General features: G+C 68.2%; 21 protein-coding genes. 12 read left to right on the top strand and 9 right to left on the bottom strand.

What is annotated here, in order from left to right; all coding sequences use genetic code 11:
• Window positions 1-542 precede the first annotated feature (542 nt).
• From rpmH to mnmE, 4 genes are all read left to right on the top strand, one after another.
• Window positions 543-677 (top strand): 50S ribosomal protein L34, encoded by a 135-nt coding sequence (rpmH, locus tag FIU83_RS17400; RefSeq protein ID WP_008959105.1) that lies wholly within the window; start codon window positions 543-545, stop codon window positions 675-677.
• 13 nt (window positions 678-690) lie between these two features.
• Window positions 691-1,104: a ribonuclease P protein component gene (gene rnpA / locus FIU83_RS17395; protein WP_152485184.1), complete on the top strand. Its 414-nt coding sequence runs from the start codon at window positions 691-693 to the stop codon at window positions 1,102-1,104.
• 207 nt (window positions 1,105-1,311) lie between these two features.
• Window positions 1,312-3,000 (top strand): membrane protein insertase YidC, encoded by a 1,689-nt coding sequence (gene yidC / locus FIU83_RS17390; protein WP_152485183.1) that lies wholly within the window; start codon window positions 1,312-1,314, stop codon window positions 2,998-3,000.
• Window positions 3,001-3,158: 158 nt separating this feature from the next.
• Window positions 3,159-4,529 (top strand): tRNA uridine-5-carboxymethylaminomethyl(34) synthesis GTPase MnmE, encoded by a 1,371-nt coding sequence (mnmE, locus tag FIU83_RS17385; protein ID WP_152485182.1) that lies wholly within the window; start codon window positions 3,159-3,161, stop codon window positions 4,527-4,529.
• 4 nt (window positions 4,530-4,533) lie between these two features.
• On the opposite strand, the gene FIU83_RS17380 is transcribed toward mnmE, so the two are convergent.
• The 4 genes from FIU83_RS17380 to rdgB form a co-directional block, all read right to left on the bottom strand.
• Complete coding sequence (locus FIU83_RS17380) at window positions 4,534-5,382, bottom strand: 23S rRNA (adenine(2030)-N(6))-methyltransferase RlmJ (protein WP_152485181.1); 849 nt, start codon at window positions 5,380-5,382, stop codon at window positions 4,534-4,536.
• Window positions 5,383-5,466: 84 nt separating this feature from the next.
• Entirely contained in the window at window positions 5,467-6,147 is a 681-nt protein-coding gene (locus FIU83_RS17375; protein WP_152485180.1) for an OmpA family protein, read from the bottom strand.
• Window positions 6,148-6,184: 37 nt separating this feature from the next.
• Window positions 6,185-7,360, bottom strand: coding sequence for a radical SAM family heme chaperone HemW (gene hemW / locus FIU83_RS17370; RefSeq protein WP_216645098.1), 1,176 nt, complete (start codon window positions 7,358-7,360; stop codon window positions 6,185-6,187).
• 11 nt (window positions 7,361-7,371) lie between these two features.
• Complete coding sequence (rdgB, locus tag FIU83_RS17365; RefSeq protein ID WP_152485178.1) at window positions 7,372-7,983, bottom strand: RdgB/HAM1 family non-canonical purine NTP pyrophosphatase; 612 nt, start codon at window positions 7,981-7,983, stop codon at window positions 7,372-7,374.
• A gap of 406 nt (window positions 7,984-8,389) precedes the next feature.
• Here rdgB and FIU83_RS17360 point away from each other — a divergent pair, with 406 nt between their 5' ends.
• A complete protein-coding gene (locus FIU83_RS17360; RefSeq protein ID WP_152485177.1) occupies window positions 8,390-9,091 on the top strand; it encodes a LuxR C-terminal-related transcriptional regulator in 702 nt (233 codons plus the stop codon).
• A gap of 15 nt (window positions 9,092-9,106) precedes the next feature.
• Here the strand turns inward: FIU83_RS17360 and FIU83_RS17355 are convergent, their stop codons facing one another.
• From FIU83_RS17355 to FIU83_RS17335, 5 genes are all read right to left on the bottom strand, one after another.
• Window positions 9,107-10,354 carry a bifunctional aminoglycoside phosphotransferase/ATP-binding protein gene (locus FIU83_RS17355; RefSeq protein WP_152485176.1) on the bottom strand — a complete coding sequence of 416 codons (1,248 nt, stop codon included), beginning with the start codon at window positions 10,352-10,354 and terminating at the stop codon, window positions 9,107-9,109.
• A gap of 27 nt (window positions 10,355-10,381) precedes the next feature.
• Window positions 10,382-11,671, bottom strand: coding sequence for a glutamate-1-semialdehyde 2,1-aminomutase (hemL, locus tag FIU83_RS17350; protein ID WP_152485175.1), 1,290 nt, complete (start codon window positions 11,669-11,671; stop codon window positions 10,382-10,384).
• 177 nt (window positions 11,672-11,848) lie between these two features.
• Window positions 11,849-12,706 carry a hydroxymethylpyrimidine/phosphomethylpyrimidine kinase gene (locus tag FIU83_RS17345; RefSeq protein ID WP_152485174.1) on the bottom strand — a complete coding sequence of 286 codons (858 nt, stop codon included), beginning with the start codon at window positions 12,704-12,706 and terminating at the stop codon, window positions 11,849-11,851.
• On the bottom strand, window positions 12,706-13,137 hold the full coding sequence (hemJ, locus tag FIU83_RS17340) for a protoporphyrinogen oxidase HemJ (protein WP_152485173.1): 432 nt from the start codon (window positions 13,135-13,137) through the stop codon (window positions 12,706-12,708). The genes FIU83_RS17345 and hemJ overlap by 1 nt, the downstream gene beginning before the upstream one ends.
• Window positions 13,138-13,146: 9 nt before the next feature.
• Window positions 13,147-14,916 (bottom strand): chloride channel protein, encoded by a 1,770-nt coding sequence (locus tag FIU83_RS17335; protein WP_152485172.1) that lies wholly within the window; start codon window positions 14,914-14,916, stop codon window positions 13,147-13,149.
• A 118-nt stretch (window positions 14,917-15,034) separates the two neighbouring features.
• On the opposite strand from FIU83_RS17335, the gene argC reads away from it, so the two are divergent.
• From argC to rsmG, 7 genes are all read left to right on the top strand, one after another.
• Entirely contained in the window at window positions 15,035-16,069 is a 1,035-nt protein-coding gene (gene argC, locus FIU83_RS17330) for an N-acetyl-gamma-glutamyl-phosphate reductase (protein ID WP_152485171.1), read from the top strand.
• Window positions 16,070-16,301: 232 nt separating this feature from the next.
• Window positions 16,302-16,655 (top strand): iron-sulfur cluster insertion protein ErpA, encoded by a 354-nt coding sequence (erpA, locus tag FIU83_RS17325; protein WP_152485170.1) that lies wholly within the window; start codon window positions 16,302-16,304, stop codon window positions 16,653-16,655.
• A gap of 112 nt (window positions 16,656-16,767) precedes the next feature.
• Complete coding sequence (locus FIU83_RS17320) at window positions 16,768-17,535, top strand: transporter substrate-binding domain-containing protein (protein ID WP_152485169.1); 768 nt, start codon at window positions 16,768-16,770, stop codon at window positions 17,533-17,535.
• A gap of 110 nt (window positions 17,536-17,645) precedes the next feature.
• On the top strand, window positions 17,646-18,317 hold the full coding sequence (locus FIU83_RS17315) for an amino acid ABC transporter permease (protein WP_152485168.1): 672 nt from the start codon (window positions 17,646-17,648) through the stop codon (window positions 18,315-18,317).
• A gap of 12 nt (window positions 18,318-18,329) precedes the next feature.
• Complete coding sequence (locus tag FIU83_RS17310) at window positions 18,330-19,103, top strand: amino acid ABC transporter ATP-binding protein (RefSeq protein ID WP_152485167.1); 774 nt, start codon at window positions 18,330-18,332, stop codon at window positions 19,101-19,103.
• 553 nt (window positions 19,104-19,656) lie between these two features.
• Window positions 19,657-21,561 (top strand): tRNA uridine-5-carboxymethylaminomethyl(34) synthesis enzyme MnmG, encoded by a 1,905-nt coding sequence (mnmG, locus tag FIU83_RS17305; protein ID WP_152485166.1) that lies wholly within the window; start codon window positions 19,657-19,659, stop codon window positions 21,559-21,561.
• Window positions 21,558-22,220, top strand: a complete 663-nt coding sequence (gene rsmG / locus FIU83_RS17300) for a 16S rRNA (guanine(527)-N(7))-methyltransferase RsmG (RefSeq protein WP_152485165.1) — start codon at window positions 21,558-21,560, stop codon at window positions 22,218-22,220. Before mnmG ends, rsmG begins: the two co-directional genes overlap by 4 nt.
• Window positions 22,221-22,236: the final 16 nt, after the last annotated feature.

The raw sequence follows: 22,236 nt of genomic DNA, 5'->3' as shown, positions 1-22,236 counted from the left end.
GCGACCTCACCTTTGCGTAGAGAACGACCGCCCATTGTATCGCCCGGGCCCCGGGTTATCCACATGACAGCCCCGGCGCGTCGCCCTGTGGAAAACCCCTCCTCGTCTCGCCGCTTGCCGAAAGTCGGCGCGCCCCCTCGGTCAACCGCCACCTCGCCCCGCCTACCCCGACGCCGCGGCCCACCGCCTGCCCCCACCCCATCCCCACTTTTTCCACAGCAGCCTTTCCATCCTAATCCATTGATATACCTTCACTAAAAAGACTTACTCACATCATTCATCCCCAGGGGTGACCACAGAGCCTGGCTCGCCTCGTCATGCCGAGGGGCCGAACGGGGGCCTGAGAAGCGCCGCGCGATCGCGCCGAAAGCCGCGCCGCCAGGGCGTTCGCGACGCCGCAAAACCACAGGTAAGAATTGCACCGCAGGGCTGGAATCACTACAATTTCCGGTCTTGAGTCGAATACCCCCGGATCCGTCAGCGGCATCCGGATCTCTACGAGTGATCCAATCATTCAGAAAACCACGTGGGAATAACGAGTTATGAAACGTACTTTTCAACCCAGCGTCCTCAAGCGCAAGCGCGCACATGGCTTCCGTGCTCGCATGGCCACCAAGAACGGCCGTGCCGTGCTGGCTCGTCGTCGCGCCAAGGGCCGTAAGCGCCTGAGCGCCTGATCGCGGCCCTCGCGTGTCACGTCAGGGCTATCCCCGGCAGCTGAGGCTGCTGACTGCCGGGGACTATCGTCGTGTCTTCGAAACGGCGGCTTTCAAGGTCCATGGCAAGGGGCTGATGGCTCTGGCCTCGCCCAATGCACTCGGCCACCCGCGACTCGGCCTGATCTTCAGCAAGAAGAACGTTCGCCGGGCCGTCGACCGCAACCGCCTCAAGCGCATCGTGCGTGACTCCATCCGGCTCCGGCAGCAGCGCCTTCCCGCGGTCGATATCGTGGTGCTGGCCCGGCGAGGAGTCCACGAGCTGGACAACGCCACCGTGCATCGCCAGCTCCACGGGATGTGGCGCCGCCTCGAGCGCGAGGCCAGCAAGGCCTCCCACGAGCCGGAGCGAGGCACCACGCGGAGCGAAGACACGCACCGCACATGACGACCGGCTCCCCTCGGTCTCAGCGCATCCCGGAGCCTGCATGAGCATGATCACCCCGCTCCTTGCCGCGCCCCACCGCGTCGACGCGTCGGATGTTGCCGGCCAGCGTGTGTTTCTCAGCCTGCCTCCGGCAGGCTTTCGTGTATCTCGGGTGTGCGACCTGCGTTGCGCCATCGGAATGTTCACTCCCCATCGGGCAGATCCCTCATGGACGTAAAACGACTACTCCTGCTGATTCCCCTGGCGATCCTCGCCTACCTGTTGATGGTCCAGTGGAATCAGGACTACGGCCAGGTGGCTCCTGAGCCGCAAGCCCCCGCCATGACCAGCAGCGCGTCGAATGGCGCGTCCGCGCCGAACGACGGCGGCGACGACCTCTCGGTCCCCACCAGCGCCTCGTCCAATGACATGGCCAGCGGGATTCCCGGCGCGGCCGAGACCCCGGCGGGCAGCCGCGACCTGGTGGCCGTCGTGACCGACGTGCTGGACGTGCGCATCGACCCCCAGGGCGGCGACATCGTCTACGCGGCGCTGCCCCAGCATCGCTTCAGCCTCGATTCCGAGCGCCCCTACGTGCTGCTCTCCGACAGCGAGACGCGCAGCTACGTGGCGCGCTCGGGGCTGCAGCTCGAGGGGCATGAGGGACGCATCACCTTCACGCCCGAGGCCACCGAATACCGGCTGGGCGAGAACGACGACCGACTCGAAGTCGACATGACCGCCGAGGTCAATGGCGTCGAGGTGATCAAGCGCCTCACCTTCGAGCGCGACAGCTACGCGGTCGACGTGAACTACTTCCTGGCCAACAACACCGAGGAGCCGGTCACCGCGCGCTTCATCGGCCAGCTGGTCCGCGACAACAGCAGCGACCCCTCCAGCGGCCCGAAGATGGGCATGCGCTCCTACCTCGGGGCCGCCTACTCCACGCCGGAGGACCGCTACCTCAAGGTCGACTTCGAGGAGATCCAGGAAGGGGCCTTCAACAACCGCGACGTCGAGGGCGGCTGGGTCGCCATCATCCAGCACTACTTCACCTCGGCCTGGGTCCCGGAACAGAACCAGCAGAACCTCTTCTACGCCACCACCGATGCGCGCGACCGCAACGTCGCGGCCTTCGCGGGCCCGACCAGCAACGTCGCCGGCAACGGCGAGGCGGCCCTCGGCGCGACCCTCTACATGGGCCCCAAGGTCCAGGATCGCCTCGAGGCCGTGGCGCCCAACCTGGAGCTGACGGTGGACTTCGGCTGGCTGTGGTTCATCGCCAACCCGCTGTTCTGGCTGCTCGATCACATCCATGACCTGATCGGCAACTGGGGCTGGTCCATCGTCCTGCTGACCATGCTGGTGAAGGCGGCGCTCTGGCCGCTCTCCGCCAAGGCCTACAAGTCCATGGCCCGCATGCGCAAGCTGGGCCCGGAGATGCAGCGCCTGAAGGAGCAGTTCGGCGACGACCGCCAGAAGATGTCCCAGGAGATGATGAAGTTCTACCAGAAGGAGAAGATCAATCCTCTGGGGGGCTGCCTGCCGATCCTGGTGCAGATGCCGGTGTTTATCGCCCTGTACTGGATGCTGCTGGAATCCGTCGAGCTGCGCCATGCGCCCTTCATGTTCTGGATCCAGGACCTGTCGGTGAAGGATCCCTACTTCATCCTGCCGATCCTGATGGGCGCCTCGATGTTCGTGCAGCAGATGCTCAACCCGACACCCCCGGATCCGATGCAGGCGAAGATCATGAAGATGCTGCCGATCGTCTTCACCTTCTTCTTCCTGTGGTTCCCGGCGGGCCTGGTCATCTACTGGGTGGTCAACAACTGCATCTCGATCATTCAGCAGTACACCATCACCCGCAAGATCGAGGCCGATCCCAGCATCGGCAAGGGCATGAAGACCAAGTAGCCAGGGTCTTCTGCCCCGCTCTTCCAGACCCCCGCCTCGGCGGGGGTCTGGCGTTTAGGGGGTCGGGTTCTTGCCGGGCTGGCCTTACCGCGCCCCGCCCCGGACAATAGTCCCGAGCGCCCCGCCGCTCACCCGCCTTTCGACCACAGGAACCGTCCATGGCCGCCAGCCTCTACGATCAGGACACCATCGCCGCCCTGGCCACGCCGCCGGGACGCGGCGGCGTGGGGATCATCCGCGTCTCCGGGCCCGCCTGCACGACGATCGCCCAGGCGATGCTGGGCCACTGCCCCGCCCCACGCCAGGCCCACTACGGCCCCTTCCGCGGCGCCGACGAGGCGATCGACGAGGGCATCGCGCTCTACTTCGCCGGCCCCCACTCCTTCACCGGCGAGGACGTGCTGGAGCTCCAGGGCCACGGGGGGCCGGTGATTATGGACCTGCTGCTCGAGCGGTGCGTGCAGCTCGGCGCTCGCCTGGCCCGGCCCGGCGAGTTCTCCGAGCGCGCCTTCCTCAACGACAAGCTGGACCTCGCCCAGGCCGAGGCGATCGCCGACCTGATCGAGGCGAGCTCCCGGGGCGCCGCCGAGAACGCCCTGCGCTCGCTGCAGGGCGAGTTCTCGCAGCGCGTCCAGGCGCTGGTCCAGCGGCTCATCGAGCTGCGCATCTACGTCGAGGCCGCCATCGACTTCCCCGAGGAGGAGATCGACTTCCTCGCCGACGGCCATGTCGCCGGCCAGCTCGCCGCCATCCAGGGCAACCTGGCCGAGGTGCGCGCCGCCGCCGGCCAGGGGGCGCTGATGCGAGAGGGGATGAGCGTGGTGATCGCCGGGCGGCCCAACGCCGGCAAGTCGAGCCTGCTCAACGCCCTGACGGAACAGGAGACCGCCATCGTCACCGACATCGAGGGCACCACCCGGGACGTGCTGCGCGAGCATATCCACCTGGACGGCATGCCATTGCACGTGATCGACACCGCCGGCCTGCGCGACACCCCGGACGCCGTTGAGCGGATCGGCGTGGCCCGGGCCTGGGAGGAGATCGAGAAGGCCGACCGGGTGCTGCTGATGGTCGATGCCGCGACCACCGAGGCGGTGGATCCCATGGCCATCTGGCCGGAGTTCGTCGCCCGCCTGGCCGATCCTTCACGGCTGACCCTGGTGCGCAACAAGATCGATGCCAGCCAGGAGACGCCCGGGCTCGATACCGCCGGCGAGCGACCGGTGATCCGGCTGTCGGCCAGGAGCGGCGCCGGCATCGACAGCCTCAAGGAGCACCTCAAGGCCGTGATGGGCTTCGCGGCGACCACCGAGGGCCGCTTCTCGGCGCGCCGTCGCCACCTGGATGCCCTGGACCGCGCCGGGCAGGCCCTTGCCAACGGCGAGGCGCAGCTGGCCGGCTTTGGTGCCGGCGAGCTGCTGGCCGAGGACCTGCGCGATGCCCAGCAGGCGCTGGGCGAGATCACCGGGGAGTTCAGCGCCGATGACCTCTTAGGCGAGATCTTCGGCAGCTTCTGCATCGGCAAGTAATTCCCTACTCCCCCACCCACCAGTCGCCGCGGTGGCGGCTGCTCTCGCCCAGCAGCGGCAGGATCTCGGCCATCGCGGCCTCCAGGCGGTCGTCGAGCCCCCAGGGCGGATTGATCACCAGCATGCCGCTGCCGACCATGCCCCGCTCGCCCTCCTGGGGCTCGCGCAGCCGCAGCTCACTGCGCCAGATCTTGCGCACCCCGCCGTCGCGCAGCCCCTCCAGCAGCTCGCGGTGACGGCCCGCCGGCAGCAGCGGGTACCACACCAGCACCACCGCATGGCGCGCCTTGCGCATGGCCTGACAGACGGCCTCGGCCACCTCGGCGTACTCCGCCTTGCGCTCGTAGCTCGGGTCGACCAGCACGCAAAGCCGCGGCGTGGGCACCGGCAGGCGCTTCACGAGCCCCTGCAGCCCATCGCCGTGGACACGCTGCACGTTGTCCGGCAGCGTCTGGCGAGCCAGGTGGTCGTGCTCCCCGGGGTGGAGCTCGAAGAGCATCAGCCGGTCCTGGGCGCGCAGGCGAGCCGAGAGCCACCAGGGCGAGCCGGGGTAATGATCGAGCCGGCCCGCGCGGGACTGCACGCGGCCCAGCGCAGCGAGCCAGTCGCCCAGCAGCGGTGCTCCGACGAGGCGTTCCCGAGCCTGCCAGAGCCGCGCGACGCCTGCGCGGTACTCCTGAAGCCTCGCCGTCTCCTCCGCAGCCAGGGGATAGAGGCCACGGCCGGCATGGGTGTCCATATACGTAACAGAGGATTCCTTACGTAACAGGTGATCGATGACGGCAAACAGCGTCAGATGCTTGTGAACGTCGGCGAAATTGCCGGCATGGTAGGCATGCTGGTAGGAGAGCATTAGGGATCCGTGGGTCGTCGAGACAGAAGGGCCCGCCACTGCGACAGTGGCGGGCCCGGAGGGGTGATGCCAGGCAGCCGGCGATTACTGCTGGAAGCGCTCCTGGATCGGCGTCAGGGTGATCTCCACCCGACGGTTCTGGGCACGCCCCTGCTCGGTCTGGTTGCTGGCGACGGGCTGGTTCTCGCCGTAGCCGGTCATGTTCAGGCGGTTGCGGGTCACGCCGGACTGAGCCAGGTAGTTGCCCACCGCGCTGGCGCGCCGCTCGGAGAGCTGCTGGTTGTAGCCGGCATCGCCGGTGCTGTCGGTATGACCGGCGATGTTCACCCGGGTGTCCGGGTATTGCTGGAGCACCCTGGCCACGTCGTTGAGGGCGGTCTGCGCATTGGGGGTCAGGTCGCTGGAGTCGAAGGCGAAGGTCACCTCACTCGGCATGTTGAGCACGATGTCATCGCCGCGACGATCGACGCCGATCCCGGTGCCCTGGGTGCTCTGCCGCAGCTGCTCTTCCTGCTTGTCCATGTAGGCGCCGATGCCGCCGCCGGCGGCGGCCCCCACGGCGGCCCCGATCAGGGCACGGTCGCGCCGGCTGGTGCTGCCGTCACCGCTGAGGGCACCGGCGGCGGCCCCAATGGCCGCGCCGATGGCCGCCCCGGTGCCGGTCTGGCTGCGCTGGGTCTGGCCGCTATAGGGGTCGGTCGTGGTACAGCCCACCAGCAGGGCCGAAGCGGCCAGGGGGGCCATCCATTGCATCGCTCTTCTCATCGTGTCCTCTCCTCCTTGGGTGATCGAGGGTCATCCTTCACTGGCCGACATCGTCCATTATGGCCAGCAGTTCGTTCAAGAATAATAGACCCTGGGGCGAGGCCCCAAGTCTGTCGGCATCTTCCACAAGAAGTCCTTTTTCCCGCGCCGCCGCGAGCCTCTCGAGCAGTACCGAGTCGTCGCGTCCCGTGTGGGCCTGCCAGGTCGAGAGCGGCACCCCCTCCACCAGGCGCAGGGCGTTCATGGCGAACTCGAGGGGCAGCTCTCGCTCGTCGATGAGGCTGCGGCCGGCCACGAAGCCCCGGGGATCGTTGGCGCGGCGCAGGTAGTCCTCGGGCCGGCGGGACTTCCAGCGTCGCTCGATGTCGAGGCCCTCGGGGGCCGGCAGGCTGAGCTTGCCGTGGGCCCCGGCGCCGATGCCCAGGTAGTCGCCGAAGCGCCAGTAGTGGAGGTTGTGGCGCGACGCCCGCCCCGGGCGCGCATAGGCGGAGATCTCGTAGCGCGAGAACCCCGCGGCCTCGAGGCGCTCGTGCCCGGCATCCTGGATATCCCACAGCGTCTCCTCCTCCGGCAGGACCGGGGGATAGGAGTGGAATTCGGTATTGGGCTCCAGGGTCAGCTGGTACCAGGAGAGGTGCTCCGGGGCGAGGGCCAGGGCCTGCTCCAGGTCCGCCAGCGCCAGGGCCGGGGTCTGGCCGGGCAAGCCGTGCATCAGGTCGAGGTTGAGGTTGTCGAAGCCGGCCCGGCGCGCTTCGTCGAAGGCCGCACGCGCGTCGTCGCCGCTGTGGATACGCCCCAGGGCCGAGAGCTGGGCCGCCTGGAAGCTCTGCACCCCGAGCGAGAGCCGATTGATGCCCGCCGACCGATAGCCGGCGAACCGGCCGCGCTCCAGGGTGCCGGGATTGGCCTCCAGGGTGATCTCGATGTCCCCGGCCAGCGGCAGGCGCTGCGCGACGGCATCGAGCAGGCGCTCATAGAAGCCGGCCGACATCAGGCTCGGCGTGCCGCCGCCGATGAAGATGCTGACCAGCTCGCGCCCCGCGGCGAGCGGCAGGTCGGCCTCGAGGTCAGCGATCAGCGCCGCCAGATAGGCCTCCTCCGGCAGCTCCGCGCCTCGGCCGACGCCGTGAGAGTTGAAGTCGCAGTAGGGGCACTTGCGCACGCACCAGGGCACGTGAACGTAGAGCGACAGCGACGGCAGGCCGGTCGCGATCGGCGGCGCGCTCATGAGCGAGCGGACTCCGGCGCCATGGCGGCCACCAGCGCCTGGAGGGCGCGCCCCCGATGGCTGAGGCGGTTCTTAAGCTCGGCCTCGAGCTCGGCGGCGCTGGCCTGCAGGTCGGGCAGCCAGAACAGCGGATCATAGCCGAAGCCGCCCTCGCCGCGCGGCGCCTGGAGGATCTCGCCCTCCCAGCTACGCTGCACGATCAGCGGCACCGGGTCCTCGGCATGGCGCAGCAGCACCAGCACGCACCAGTAGCGGGCGCGACGGCGTCCCTCCGGCACCTCGGCCAGGGCCTCGAGCAGCCTGGCATTGTTGCGGGCATCGCTCTTCGGTTCACCGGCATAGCGGGCCGAATAGATGCCGGGCGCGCCCGCCAGGGCGTCCACCTCCAGGCCGGAATCGTCGGCGAGCGCCGGCAAGCCGCTCAGCCGGCTGGCCTCGCGGGCCTTGAGCAGGGCGTTCTCGACGAAGGTCAGGCCGGTCTCCTCGACGTCGGCCACGCCGTAGTCGGCCTGAGCATGCACCTCGAAGCCAAGCGGCGCGAGCAGCTGGTGAAACTCGCGAAGCTTGCCGGCGTTGCCGCTGGCCAGGACCAGCTGGGATGGACTCATGATCGACTCTCCAAGGACATCAGGGGGCCCCCATTCTACGAGCCCGCCCTCCGGCGGGGAAACGCGCGTCCCTGCGTCGACGGCATGGCCGGTCAATTCGTGGCTTTTTACATACTTAAGAATGAGAGGTGTTTTGCAACTCTTGGAGCGAAACGGGTGAATTTCGTCGATAGCGGCCTGCCATGGCGGCGCCGGCCACATCGCGAAGCGGCCAAAAGCCATTGATCGGCAAGCGTTGGACCCCATGCCAAGGCGATAACAGACAAAAAGTAATAAAAAAATAACCAAAAGTTAGTTACTAAAACTTACATTCTGGCCAAGACTCAACTTCAAAGTGGCAAAACTGCCACGTTCGGCTGATGGCGAATCCGGAGCGTCATCGCACGTACGTAAGAGGAACGGGATCATGACGCAGGACCAACGCCTGGTGCTGCTGGTCACCGCCAGCAATCCCCAGTCGCAACTCTTCATCGACTATCTGCACCAGCAGCTCGACTGCCAGGTCTCGGTCGTCGCTCCCGCCGCGGAGTGGAAGGGCAAGGAGGCCTCGCCGACGGTAGTACTGCTCGACGCCGATCACATCGACGAGGCCACCATGCAGGAGTGGCACGTCAGGGCGGCCGAGGCCGAGGACATGTCGCTGGCCGCCTTCAACCTGCGCGACGAGGAGCACGCCGTCGAGCTGCTCTCGGCCATGAACCTGCAGGGGGTCTTCTATCGCAGCGATTCGCTGGAGATGATCTGCAAGGGGCTGACCATCCTGCTGGAAGGCAACCTCTGGATGTCACGCTCGCTGATGACCCGGATGATCCAGTTCTTCCGCCGCCAGCAGCTCAACTCCTATCGGCCCGTCTGCGGCCTGACGCACCGGGAGCTGGAGATCATCGCCATGCTCGGCACCGGGGCCTCGAACATCGAGATCGCCGACCAGCTCTTCGTCAGCGAGCACACCGTCAAGTCCCACCTCTACAACATCTTTCGCAAGATCAAGGTGCACAATCGCCTGCAGGCGGTGAACTGGGCCCGCCAGAACCTCGGCGCCCCGCCGCCGCTGGTGGGGCGCCGCCAGCGCGATACCTCGCCGCCCGGCGCCGCCCCCCGCTCCTGACGGCCCCGCCATCGCTCAGGTCAGGCGCACGTGCTCCTGGATCAACCCCGCCAGGGTCTCGGCGGCGTTGTCGGCGGTGGTATCCAAGCGCAGCAGGTGCAGGCGCTCCTCGTCACCGATGCCCTCGAAGGCGGCCTGCTGGGCCTCCAGAACCGCCAGGCTCTCCCGGGCCTCCACGCCCTGACGCCCGGCGCGTTTCTCGATGCGGCGGCGCAGGGTGGCCTCGTCGGCCTCGAAGCTGACCAGCAGCACCGGCAGTCCACGAGCCTCGGCCTCCTGGCGCAGCTGATCACGCTGCTCACGCCTCAGGAAGGTGCCGTCGACGCAGGCCGGGAATCCCGCCTCCAGCAGCCGGCCGGCACACTCGGCCATGCGGCGATAGGTGAGCGCGGTGGCCTCGCGGCTGAAGATATCCACAGCCGCTGGCGCCGCTCCCTCCTGTGGATCGAGTCCGTGGACACGGCGCCGCTCCACGTCCGAGCAGATCCGCACGGCGCCCAGTCGCGACACCAGGGTACGGGTGAAGCGACTCTTGCCGCTGCCGGACACCCCGATGCCGATCACCAGCGGTGGGAAGCGGAACTCGGCGTAGCCCTCGGCCAGGGTCAGGTAGTCGTGGCAGGCCCGCATGGTCTCGGCGAGCAGTGCCGGACGCTCGCCGTCCTCCCCCGCCTCGCCCCGGCGCCCCAGGGCCCGGCGTGCCCCGGCGAGGGCCTCGACGACGCGAAACACCGAGAGCAGCCGCGCCATGCCGTAGTCGCCGGAAAAGCGCAGGTAGCGATCCAGCGCCTGGCGGGCCAGGGCGGTCTCGGCCCGGGCGTCCAGCCCCACCAGCAGGGCGGCCAGATCGCTGCCGGGATCGAGCACGCCGTCGGCGCCCGGCCCCTTGAGGTCGCGGCCGATGGCGTTGGCGAGCAGGACGCGCCCCTCGGCACACAGCCGACTCTCGGGATACGCGACGGCCCAGCTGGCCGCCAGCAGGCGATCCCGCCGCGCCAGGAAGACCGCGGCCAGGCGCTGCATGTCCTGATCGAGCCACTGGCGAAGCGCGGCGAGGCGATGCCGGTCCTCCTCGCCGATCAGCAGCGGCTCGAGGGCCGCCATCTCGCCCTCGATACGCGCCTGGAAGGCCGTCAGGCCGGCGTCGTCGGGAAGGGAGGCCACGCGCTCACTCGCGTGGAAGGCCACCAGTCGATCGACCAGTGCCTCCAGCGACAGGGCGTCCTCGCATGCCGCCTGGTGTTGCACCTCTCTCTGGGCCATCTAGGGTCTCCCGGTCGGTGAAGAGGATCAGCCGCGCTGCATCGCCGCGAAGGCACGCTCGGCGCCGTCCAGGGTCAGCTGGATGTCTTCCGGGGCATGGGCGCTGGACATGAAGCCGGCCTCGAAGGCCGACGGCGCCAGGTAGACCCCCTCGTCGAGCATCGCGCTAAAGAAGCGACGGAAGGCGTCGCCGTCGCAAGCGGTGGCCTGGGCGAAGTTGTCGACCCGGCTCTGGCCGGTGAAGAAGAGCCCGAACATGCCGCCGGCGCGCTGGGTGATCATGTCGATCCCCGCCGCCTCGGCGCGCGCCTCGAGGCCGTGACAGAGCGTCTCGACCCGCTGCGCCAGGGCATCGTGGAAGCCGGGCGCCTTGAGCTTGTTGAGCAGGGCGATGCCCGCCGACATGGCCAGCGGATTGCCCGAGAGGGTGCCCGCCTGATAGACCGGCCCCAGCGGCGAGACCACCTCCATGATCTCGCGGCGTCCGCCGAAGGCCCCCACCGGCATGCCGCCGCCGACGATCTTGCCCAGGCAGGTCAGGTCGGGGGTGACGCCGTAGTGCGCCTGGGCCCCGCCCAGTGCCACCCGGAAGCCGGTCATCACCTCGTCGAAGATCAGCACGCTGCCGTGGCGGTCGCAGACCCGGCGCAGGGTCTCCAGGAAGCCCGGCTGGGGGGGGATGCAGTTCATGTTGCCGGCCACCGGCTCGACGATGATGCAGGCCACCTCGTCACCGATCTCCTCGAAGCACTGCTCCACGGCATCGGCGTCGTTGAAGGAGAGCGTCACGGTATGCTCGGCCAGGGAGGCCGGCACGCCCGGTGAGCTCGGTTCGCCGTGCGTCAGGGCCCCGGAGCCGGCCTTGACCAGCAGCGAGTCGGTGTGCCCGTGGTAGTTGCCCTCGAACTTGACGATCTTGTCCCGGCCGGTGAAGCCACGCGCCAGGCGCACCGCCGACATGGTGGCCTCGGTACCGGAGTTGACCATGCGCACCATCTCGATGGAGGGGATCATCTCGCAGATCAGGTCGGCCATGGTGGTCTCGACGGCGGTGGGAGTGCCGAAGGAGAGGCCGGCATCCAGGCGCTCGCGCACCGCACCCAGCACGTCGGGGTCGGCGTGGCCGGTGATCATCGGCCCCCAGGAACCGACATAGTCGACATAGCGCTTGCCTTCCACATCGAACAGGTAGGCCCCCCTGGCACGCTCCATGAACACCGGGGGGCGATCCATGCCCTTGAAGGCGCGCACCGGCGAATTGACCCCGCCGGGAATGTGCCGACAGGCCTGTTCGAAGAGCTGTGCGGATGTGGTCATGTCAACCTCTTGCCCTGTTGAGGCCCGCCCGTCGGGCAGGCTGTGGATAATTCTCTAGATAACCCTGTGGCGGGCGGTGAACAGCCGGTGAATCTCGCCAACGACGTCGCTATCGGCGAGGCCCGAATGCGTCCCTATTCTCGTCTGCCGGCGGGGCGATGACCAGCCCGTCCGGCCTCAGCGCCCGCTGGCCGCCTCGGATGTGAGCCAGGTCGGGCGCGCCGGCAGCGTCCAGAGACGCCGCGGCAGGCGCTGATCCTGGCCGGGCTGCCAGCCGTGCGCCAGCGCCTGCCAGGTGAACGCCTGGGCCTGTTCACAGGCGGCGACCAGCGACTCGCCCGCGGCCAGGCGTGCCGCCAGGGCGCTCGCCAGGGTGCAGCCGGAGCCGTGGAAGACGCCCTCGAGACGCGGCCAGGTCCACTGGCGGCTGGCATCCGGGGCATGCAGGGTGTGCTCGACGAGATCGGCCGGCACCCGGCCCTCGGGATCATCGGTGCCGGTGACCAGCAGCGCCTGGCAGCCCAGCGACATCAGCGCCACCGCGCGCTCGGTATCGTCCTCGCCGTCGCGGCCGGCCAGCCGCGCCAGCTCGCCCCGATTGGGCGTCAGGATATCCACATGCGGTAGCAGGTGATGGCGGATGGCGTCGACCAGCTCGCTTGTGGACAAGTCACTGCCGCCGCCGGCGCTGAGCACCGGGTCCATCACCACGGGCACCCCCGGCCGCCGGCGCACGATGTCCACCACGGCATCCAGCACGGCGGCATCCGGGATCACCCCGATCTTGATGGCGGCGACCTCGAGGGTGTCGAGGGCCGACGCCATGGCGCGCAGCGGGTCGGCACCGACGGCATGCACCGCGCTGACGTCGCGGCAGTTCTGCACCGTCAGCGCGGTGGGCAGGGTCAGGGCCCAGCCACCGCAGGCGGCCACCGCCTCGCTGTCGGCGACCAGGCCGGCACCGCCGGTGGGGTCGTGGCCGGCCAGCACCAGCACGGTCGGCAGGTGGGGCGTGAGCTGTGCGTCGCCGGCCATCAGAAGGGCTTCATCACGGCGAGGAAGACGATCGCCAGCAGGGCGATCACCGGCAGCTCATTGAACCAGCGGAAGAAGACGTGACCGCGGGTGCAGCGCGCCGCGGCGAACTGCTTCAGGTAGATCAGGCAGACATGGTGGTAGGCCACCAGCAGCACCACGAGCGTCAGCTTGGCGTGCAGCCAGCCCTGGCCGAGCCAGGCGGGATTGAGCGCCAGCATGGCGCCGCCGAAGAGCAGCACGGCGATCATCGACGGGGTCATGATGCCGCGGTAGAGCTTGCGCTCCATGACGAGGAAGTGGTCGATCGCCTGCTGCTCGCCGCGATCGCGGGCCTGGGCGTGGTAGACATAGAGGCGCGGCAGGTAAAAGAGCGCGGCGAACCAGGTCACCATGGCCACCAGGTGCAGGGCCTTCATCCACAGGTACATGACGACTCCTCAGCCGTTCGGTGAATCGGAGAAACGATAGTGTCGCTCGATGGCGTCACGGGTGATGATACCGGAAATCCGCTTGCTCTTCGGCCGATGGCCGTGTTCCACGTAGAGGGCGTCCACCCCCCGGTCGTTGAGTCGCTCGAAGGCCTCGGTGAGCGTCGCCTGCAGGTGGATCGGCGCCATGTCCAGGCGCTGGCCGGGAATCTCGACCAGGTCGATCAGCGCGCTGTCATCGTCGGCCTCCTCGTCGTGCTCCTGCAGCCAGCGCGCCAGGTCGGCGGCCTTGAGCGCCAGCAGCGGCTTGTCGGCGGCGGAGCGCTCGATCAGCACCCAGACGGGATTGGCCTCGAGGAGCGCCCGGGCCTGGTCGCGGGTCACCATGCGCGTGGTGCGCACCAGGCCGCGCTCCATGACCGCCGGCACCGACACCCGGGAGAGCGCCTGCATCAGCGGCTGCTGCAGCGGGTGCAGGCCGTGTCGGGTGACGCTGATGAAGAAGCCGTCGCAGCGGCACAGCTGGCGGGAGGTCAGCCCCGCCACGACCACCGCCAGCATGCCCGGCATGATGATGTTGGGGTTGTGGGTCAGCTCGAGCAGCGCCATCAGCGCGGCGAGCGGCGCCTGGAGCACGGCGCCCATCATCGCCGCCATGCCGAGCATGCCGTACATCTCGGGGCCGGCGGCCAGGCTCGGCATCAGCTGGGCACCGAGCAGCCCCAGCAGGGTCCCGGCGGCCGCCCCCACCACCAGTATCGGCCCGATGATGCTGACGGGAATGCCGCAGGCCACGGCGCCGGCGGTGAGCAGCAGCTTGCCGATGGCCACCGCCAGCAGCACGTCCAGGGGCAGTCCCGCCGAGAGGGTCATCGCCAGGGTGTCGTAGCCCATGCCCTGCACCTGGGGGTACCACCAGGCCACGCCACCCACCATCAGACCGACCAGCGCACAGCGCAGGCCCCAGGGCAGCCGCTCCAGGCGGTGCCCCGCGCGCGCCACCCGCACGAAGAGCCCGGCCAGCAGGCCGATGACCAGCGCGCAGACCACCAGCCAGGGCAGGTTGACCAGCGAGCCCAGCGCCACATCGGTGGCCTGGAAGGCGCGCTCGGTGCCGAACGCCAGCTGGGCCACCACCGCGCCCATGGTCGAGGCCAGGATCACCGGCATGAAGCCCACGATGGTGTATTCCATCATCACCACTTCCATGGCGAAGATGACCCCGGCGATGGGGGTATGGAAGGACGCCGAGATGCCCGCCGCCGTTCCGCAGGCCACCAGCACCCGCAGGCTATTGTGGGGCAGCCGTAGCCGCTGGCCGAGGCCGCTGACGGCCGCCGCCCCCAGGTGGATCGCCGGTCCCTCGCGCCCGGCGGAGAGCCCGCCGAGCACCGAGATCAGCCCGACCCACCACTGGGTGATCCAGTTGCGCAGCGGGAAGCGCCCCTGGTGATAGGTCAACCGCTCGATCACGTGGGCCACGCCGATCTTCCGGCCGGCAGGGGGCTGGCGCCACAGCCACACGCCGATGAGGGTCACCGCCAGCAGCGGCAGCAGGGCCCGCCCCCAGGGCGGGAGCTGCTCGAACGCCTCGGGGTGGCCGTCGGGCATGAAGGCCAGGGCGCCCAGGGCGAGGAGCAGCCGGAACGCCACCATGAGCCCCCCGGTGATCAGCCCCGAGACCACGCCCAGCACGCACAGCTGGGGCAGGGCATCCACGTTGGCCAGCTGGCGACGGAAGCCATCCAGGCTGAAGTCGGGTAGTGAGAAGCGCGACACGGCGACGTTCCTGTTCGGCCTGAGCATCGGGGATCCACGGGACCCTGTCCTCTTGTGTATCATATCCAGACACAGAGGTCTCAGCGCCCCTTCACAGTCCCGTTTCCAGGAGTCCATCGTGATCAAGGTCGGAATCGTCGGCGGCACCGGATACACCGGCGTCGAACTGCTCAGGCTGCTGGCTCGTCACCCTGACGTGGAAGTGGAAGCCATCACCTCGCGCTCCGAGGCCGGCATGGCCGTCAGCGAGCTGTATCCCAACCTGCGCGGGCACTACGACACACTGGCCTTCAGCCAGCCCGACGCCGACCGGCTGGGGCGCTGCGACGCAGTCTTCTTCGCCACCCCCCACGGGGTGGCCCACGCCCTGGCCTTTGATCTGCTCGAGCGCGGCACCCGGGTGATCGACCTCTCGGCCGACTTCCGGCTGCGCGATGCCGACGAATGGGCCCACTGGTACGGCCAGCCCCACGGCGCCCCGGCGCTGCTCGGCGAGGCGGTCTACGGCCTGCCGGAGGTGCGGCGCGAGCGCATCAGAGAGGCGCGGCTGATCGCGGTGCCCGGCTGCTACCCCACCGCCGTGCAGCTCGGCCTGCTGCCGCTGCTGGAGGCCGGCCTGATCGACGCCGACCACGTGATCGCCGACTGCAAGTCCGGCGTCACCGGCGCCGGACGCGGCGCCAAGGTGCCCTCGCTGCTGGCCGAGGCCAGCGAGTCCATGAAGGCCTATGGCGCCTCGGGCCACCGTCATCTGCCGGAGATTCGCCAGGGGCTCGGCGATGCCGCCGGCGGCCCGGTGGGCCTGACCTTCGTGCCGCACCTGACGCCGATGATCCGCGGCATCCACGCCACCCTCTACGGGCGCCTCACCGGCGAGCCGGGCGATCTGCAGGCGCTCTTCGAGCGCCGCTTCGCCGACGAGCCCTTCGTCGACGTCATGCCCGCCGGCAGCCACCCCGAGACGCGCAGCGTCAAGGGCGCCAACCTCTGCCGGCTGGCGGTGCACCGCCCCGGCGACGGCGACACCGTGGTGGTGCTCTCGGTGATCGACAACCTGGTCAAGGGCGCCTCGGGCCAGGCCGTGCACAACCTCAACCTGATGTTCGGCCTCGACGAGACCGCCGGCCTCGACGCCCCGGCGATCATGCCCTGATACCTCCACTCTCCCATGAGCGGAGTCCGGAGGGAGGGCGCAGCGAGGGTCTTTTTCCAGGGAAGGAAAAAGTAGCGTACAGGGAGGTATTCACAGCGCCCTCGCGATGGTCCGGCATCCCGGGGCCTGCCCTCCGGAATCCCCATCCCCCCAGCAAAAGTTGACCCTTTTGCTGGGGCATGGGGATAATCGTCGGCAATCTCGCCATTCATCGATCCAGGGGAGGTCACCCATGAGCGGTGCCGAATCCTTCGTTCCCACCCCCTTGATGCTCTCCGACGGCGCCCGGGCCCGACTCGCGACGCTGATCGAGGAACAGGGCAATCCCCGGCTCAAGCTGCGCGTCTACGTCACCGGCGGCGGCTGCTCAGGCTTCCAGTACGGCTTCGACTTCGCCGAGGAGACCGCCGAGGACGATACCCTCGTCGAGTTCGGCCAGGTGGCCCTGGTGGTCGACCCGCTCTCCTACCAGTACCTGGTCGGCTCCACCGTCGACTACGAGGAGGGCCTCGCCGGCGCCCGCTTCCTGGTCCAGAACCCCAACGCCACCACCACCTGCGGGTGCGGCGCCTCCTTCATGGTCTGAGACAGCGTTGGCTGAGCGGCCAAAGCCTGCCTGGCCCATGACTTGACGCTTCCCCGGGAACTCGCCATCGTTGATGGCGCGAATGATAAGAAATCCTTCCACGGGGAATGCTATGAAACCGCAACTGACACGCGCCGCACTGGCCGCCAGCATCGCCATCGGGCTGGGGGGTGCCACGCTCGCCAACGCCGACGATCACATGCTCGAGGTCGTCACCGACCCGAGCTTCGTGCCCTTCGAGATGATGGACCAGGAATCCGGCGAGATGGTCGGCTTCGACATGGACATCATCAGCGAACTGGCCGAACGGGCCGGCTTCGAGTACAACCTGCGCACGATGGACTTCAACGGCATCATTCCCGCCGTGCAGACCGGCAACGTCGACATCGCCATCGCCGGCATCACCATCACCGACGAGCGGGCCGAGATCGTCGACTTCTCCGATCCCTACTACGACAGCGGCCTGCGCATCCTGGTCGGCGCCAACGACGACAGCGTCCAGGACCTCGAGGACCTGAACGGCAAGAAGGTCGGCACCAAGGTCGGCTCCACCAGCTACGACTTCCTGCAGAGCAACCTCGGCGACGACGCCGACATTACCCCCTACCCGGGCAGCAGCGACATGTACATGGCCCTGCTCGGCGGCAGCGTCGACGCGGTCTTCTACGATGCGCCCAATGTCGGCTACTTCTCCCAGACCAAGGGCGAGGGCCGCGTGAAGGTCGTGGGCGACCTCTACGAGGGCCAGCAGTACGGAATCGTCTTCGTCAAGGGCAGCGAGTGGGTCGAGCCCGTCAACGAGGCCCTGGCCGAGATGAAGGAAGACGGCACCTACGACGAGATCCACAGCAAGTGGTTCGGTAGCGTCAGCGGCGAGTGATGTCTGGCGACTTCCGCCTGCGGGGTCGGGTCATGTGGCCCGGCCCCGCTGCGTTGCGCCTCCGTTATCCTCCCCTGTCGTCATCCCCCGCCTATTGACGGAGAAACCTAGTGGACGTCACCTTCCAATTCGACTGGCAGGCGGCCTTTGCCTCCATTCCCTTCCTGCTCAAGGGTATTCCCTACACCCTGCTGATCTCCTTCGGCGGCCTGGCCATCGGCTTTCTGATCGGGATCCTGTTCGGCCTGCTGCGCATCAGCCGCCTCGCGTGGCTGAAGTTCCCCGCCGTGGCCTATATCGAGATCTTCCGCGGCACCCCGGTGCTGGTGCAGGTGCTGTTCATCTTCTATGGCCTGCCGCAGCTGCTGGGCGGCCCGATCAATGCCCTGGTGGCCGGCATCGCCGCCATCGCGGTCAACTCCGGCGCCTATATCTCGGAGATCGTGCGTGGGGGCGTTCAGTCCATCGAGCGTGGTCAGCGCGAGGCGGGCCTGTCGCTCGGCCTGTCGCGCCGCCAGACCTTCCGCTACATCATCTGGCCCCAGGCCTTCCGGCGCATGATCCCGTCGCTGGGCAACCAGGGCATCATCAGCATCAAGGACACCTCGCTGTTCTCGGTGATCGGGGTCGGCGAACTGGTCCGCCAGGGCCAGGTCTATATCGCCACCACCTTCAACGCCCTCGAGGTCTACCTGATGGTCGCCCTGCTCTACCTGGCGATCACCCTGACCCTTTCGTTCGTGCTGCGCCAGCTGGAGCGCCGCGGCCTGGTCGGACAATAAGGAACGCGCGACATGACACACGAGAAGTCCACGTCCGGCAGCGATCCCATCGTGCGCATGGACAAGGTCAACAAGCACTTCGGCAGCCTCCACGTGCTCAAGGACATCGACCTGTCGGTCTCCCCCGGCGAGGTAGTGGTGATCATCGGGGCCAGCGGCTCGGGCAAGTCGACGCTGATCCGCTGCATCAACGGCCTCGAGGAGTTCCAGCAGGGCTACCTGGAGGTCGACGGCAGCCAGCTGGTGCCCCACGGCAAGGCCTCGGCGGCGCTGCAGAAGATCCGCACCGAGGTCGGCATGGTCTTCCAGCAGTTCAACCTCTTTCCCCACCTGAGCGTGCTGGACAACGTCACCCTGGCGCCGATGAAGGTGCGTGGCTGGAGCCAGGAGGACGCCACCGAGACCGCCGAGCGCCTGCTCGACCGGGTCGGCATCATCGACCAGGCTGCCAAGCACCCCGGGCAGCTCTCCGGCGGTCAGCAGCAGCGCGTGGCCCTGGCCCGTGCGCTGGCCATGGAGCCGCGCCTGATGCTGTTCGACGAGCCCACCTCGGCGCTGGACCCGGAGATGATCGGCGAGGTGCTGGACGCCATGCGCGAGCTGGCCAAGGAGGGCATGACCATGCTGATCGTGACCCACGAGATGGGCTTCGCCCGTGAGGTCGCCGATCGGGTGATCTTCATCCACAAGGGCGAGATCACCGAGGAGGGCCCGCCCGAGAAGGTCTTCGACTCTCCCCAGAACGAGCGCACCCAGAGCTTCCTCTCGCGCGTCCTCAAGCACTGACCGCGCCTGCCCGGTGCATCCCGGGCGCCTGTCAGCCGCCATCGAAGAAGGCCCTGTCGTTATCGACAGGGCCTTTTTTTGCCTGTGGACAAAACATCCCTGGGAAGCGTCCCGATCGGCCTGGAAGGACCGCCATGCCGGGCGATGGCACCGTTTACGGCCAATGTTCACAGCCGCGGTAACAAGACCGGTAGGGAACGGTGGACAAGCGGTGATCGCTTTCGCGTGTGGACAAGGCGCCTTTCCGTCCACAGCCACCACGCAGGTCATCCGCAGGCCGTCACGCCTTTCTCCCGAGAAGGATCAACAATACAAGCTGTTGATAAAAATCAAGTTTATCCCTTTATCCACGGAAAATGTCCACACCAGTAGTTACAACCACAACAGAACTTCTCTTTTATATTCTGTTTTATTGTATAGGAAGAGCGATGAGGACCCCGGTAGAGGAATTCGGGTGTGGAAAACCCTGACGATTACCCACAGGGGGTTTATACTGGCCCGCTGATTTCCACCCCTGACTGCCACATCGGCGCACCGCGCCAAGAGGTGACCCTTGGAGTACCCCGACCGCTTTGACGTCATCGTCATCGGCGGCGGCCATGCCGGAACCGAAGCCGCCCTGGCCTCGGCCCGCATGGGCTGCCGGACCTTGCTGCTGACCCATAACATCGAGACGCTCGGCCAGATGTCCTGCAATCCCGCCATCGGCGGGATCGGCAAGAGTCACCTGGTCAAGGAGATCGATGCCCTGGGCGGTGCCATGGGCCTGGCAACCGACCTCGGCGGCATCCAGTTCCGCGTGCTCAACGCCCGCAAGGGGCCGGCGGTACGCGCCACCCGGGCCCAGGCCGACCGGGTCCGCTACAAGGCCGCGATCCGCACCATGCTGGAGAACCAGGCCAACCTGACCCTGTTCCAGCAGGCGGCGGGCGACCTGATCGTCGACGGTGACACCGTGCGCGGCGTGGTCACCGAGACCGGCATCCGCTTCCACGCCGAGACGGTGGTGATGTGCACGGGCACCTTCCTCGGCGGGGTGATCCACATCGGCCTGGATACCAGCCGCGGTGGTCGCGCCGGGGATCCGGCCTCCAACGGCCTGGCAGAGCGCCTGCGCGCGCTGCCGTTTCGGGTCGATCGCCTGAAGACCGGCACGCCGCCGCGCCTCGATGCCAAGAGCATCGATCTCGCCTCCCTCGAGGAGCAGCCCGGCGACACGCCGACCCCGGTGATGTCCTATCTGGGCAACCGCGAGATGCATCCCCGGCAGGTGAGCTGCCACATCGCGCACACCAACGAGCGCACCCACGAGATCATCCACGCCAACCTCGACCGCTCGCCGATGTACTCGGGGGTGATCGAGGGGGTCGGGCCGCGCTACTGCCCCTCGATCGAGGACAAGGTGCACCGCTTCGCCGACAAGGCCAGCCACCAGGTGTTCGTCGAGCCCGAGGGCCTCGATACCCATGAGCTCTACCCGAACGGGATCTCCACCTCGCTGCCCTTCGACGTGCAGCTCGAGGTGGTGCGCTCGATCAAGGGCTTCGAGAACGCCCACATCACCCGCCCGGGCTATGCCATCGAGTACGACTTCTTCGATCCACGGGATCTCAAGCACTCGCTGGAAACCAAGTTCATCCACAACTTGTTCTTCGCCGGCCAGATCAACGGCACCACCGGCTACGAGGAGGCGGGCGCCCAGGGGCTGCTGGCGGGGCTCAATGCCGCCCGCCGCGCCCGCGGCCAGGAGGCCTGGTCGCCGCGTCGCGACGAGGCCTACCTCGGCGTGCTGGTCGACGACCTGATCACCCTGGGGACGAAGGAGCCCTACCGGATGTTCACCTCCCGGGCCGAATACCGCCTGCTGCTGCGTGAGGACAACGCCGACATGCGCCTCACCGAGCTCGGCCGCGAGCTCGGCCTGGTCGACGACGCCCGCTGGGCGGCCTTCGCCACCAAGCGCGACGCCGTGGAGCGCGAGAGCGCGCGCCTCAAGGCCAGCTGGGTACAGCCGGGCAGCCCCGCGGCGGCCCGGGTCGAGGCCAAGACCGGCGCGCCGCTGCCCCGCGAGTACAGCCTGATGGACCTGCTCAAGCGCCCCGAGCTCGCCTATGCCGACCTCGCCGACCTGCCCGGTCTCGAGGGCGAGCCCGTCGCGGACGAGGCGGTGGCCGACCAGGTGCAGATCCAGGCCAAGTACCAGGGCTACATCGACCGCCAGCAGCAGGAGATCGACAAGCTCAAGCGCCACGAGGCGACCCCGCTGCCGGCCGACCTGGACTACCAGCGCGTCGAGGGCCTCTCCAACGAGATTCGCCAGAAGCTCGAGGCGGCCCGCCCCGAGACCCTGGCCCAGGCGGGCCGCATCTCCGGCGTCACGCCGGCCGCGGTCTCGATCCTGCTGATCCACCTCAAGAAGCGGCGACTGCTCGACGACAGCAAGGCGGCCAGCGCATGACGGGTCTCGATGCGAGCGTCGAGGCGCGCCTCGACCAGGGGCTGGCCGCGCTGGAGATCCCCGTCGATACCGAGCAGCGCGCCCGCCTGCTGGGGCTGGTGGGGCTGTTGCACAAGTGGAACCGCGCCTATAACCTCACCGCGATACGCGCGCCGGAGGAGATGGTCGGCCGCCACCTGCTGGACAGCGCCGCGGTGCTGCCCTTCGTCGACGGGCCGACGCTGCTCGACGTGGGCTCGGGCCCGGGCTTGCCCGGCCTGGTCCTGGCGATCCTCAAACCGTCGCTCTCGGTCACGCTGCTCGACAGCAACGGCAAGAAGGTGCGCTTCCAGCGCCAGGCGGTGATGGAGCTCGGCCTCACCAACGTCACCCCGGTGCAGGCGCGGGTCGAGGCCTTCGCGCCGGTGGACGGCGGCTACGCGCAGGTGATCTCGCGGGCCTTCTCGAGCCTCGGCGACTTCGTGGCGCTGACCACGTCGCTGGTGGCCCCCGACGGCGAGTGGCTGGCCATGAAGGGGCCCGCCGTGGAAGATGAACTGGCCGGTCTCCCCGAGGAGGTCGTCGTGGCGGCCCGCCACGACCTCGAGGTGCCCTTTGCGTCCGGTGGCCGACCGCTGGTGGTCCTGCGCCACCGACCGGCCAGCGCGGCCCGCCCCTGAGGCGTCTGTTTCCCCA

Origin of the sequence: Halomonas sp. THAF5a, from assembly GCF_009363755.1 — a bacterium.
Lineage (GTDB): Bacteria > Pseudomonadota > Gammaproteobacteria > Pseudomonadales > Halomonadaceae > Halomonas.
Note: the sequence above shows the minus strand (reverse complement) of the source record. Positions and strands in the feature narration are given on the sequence as shown.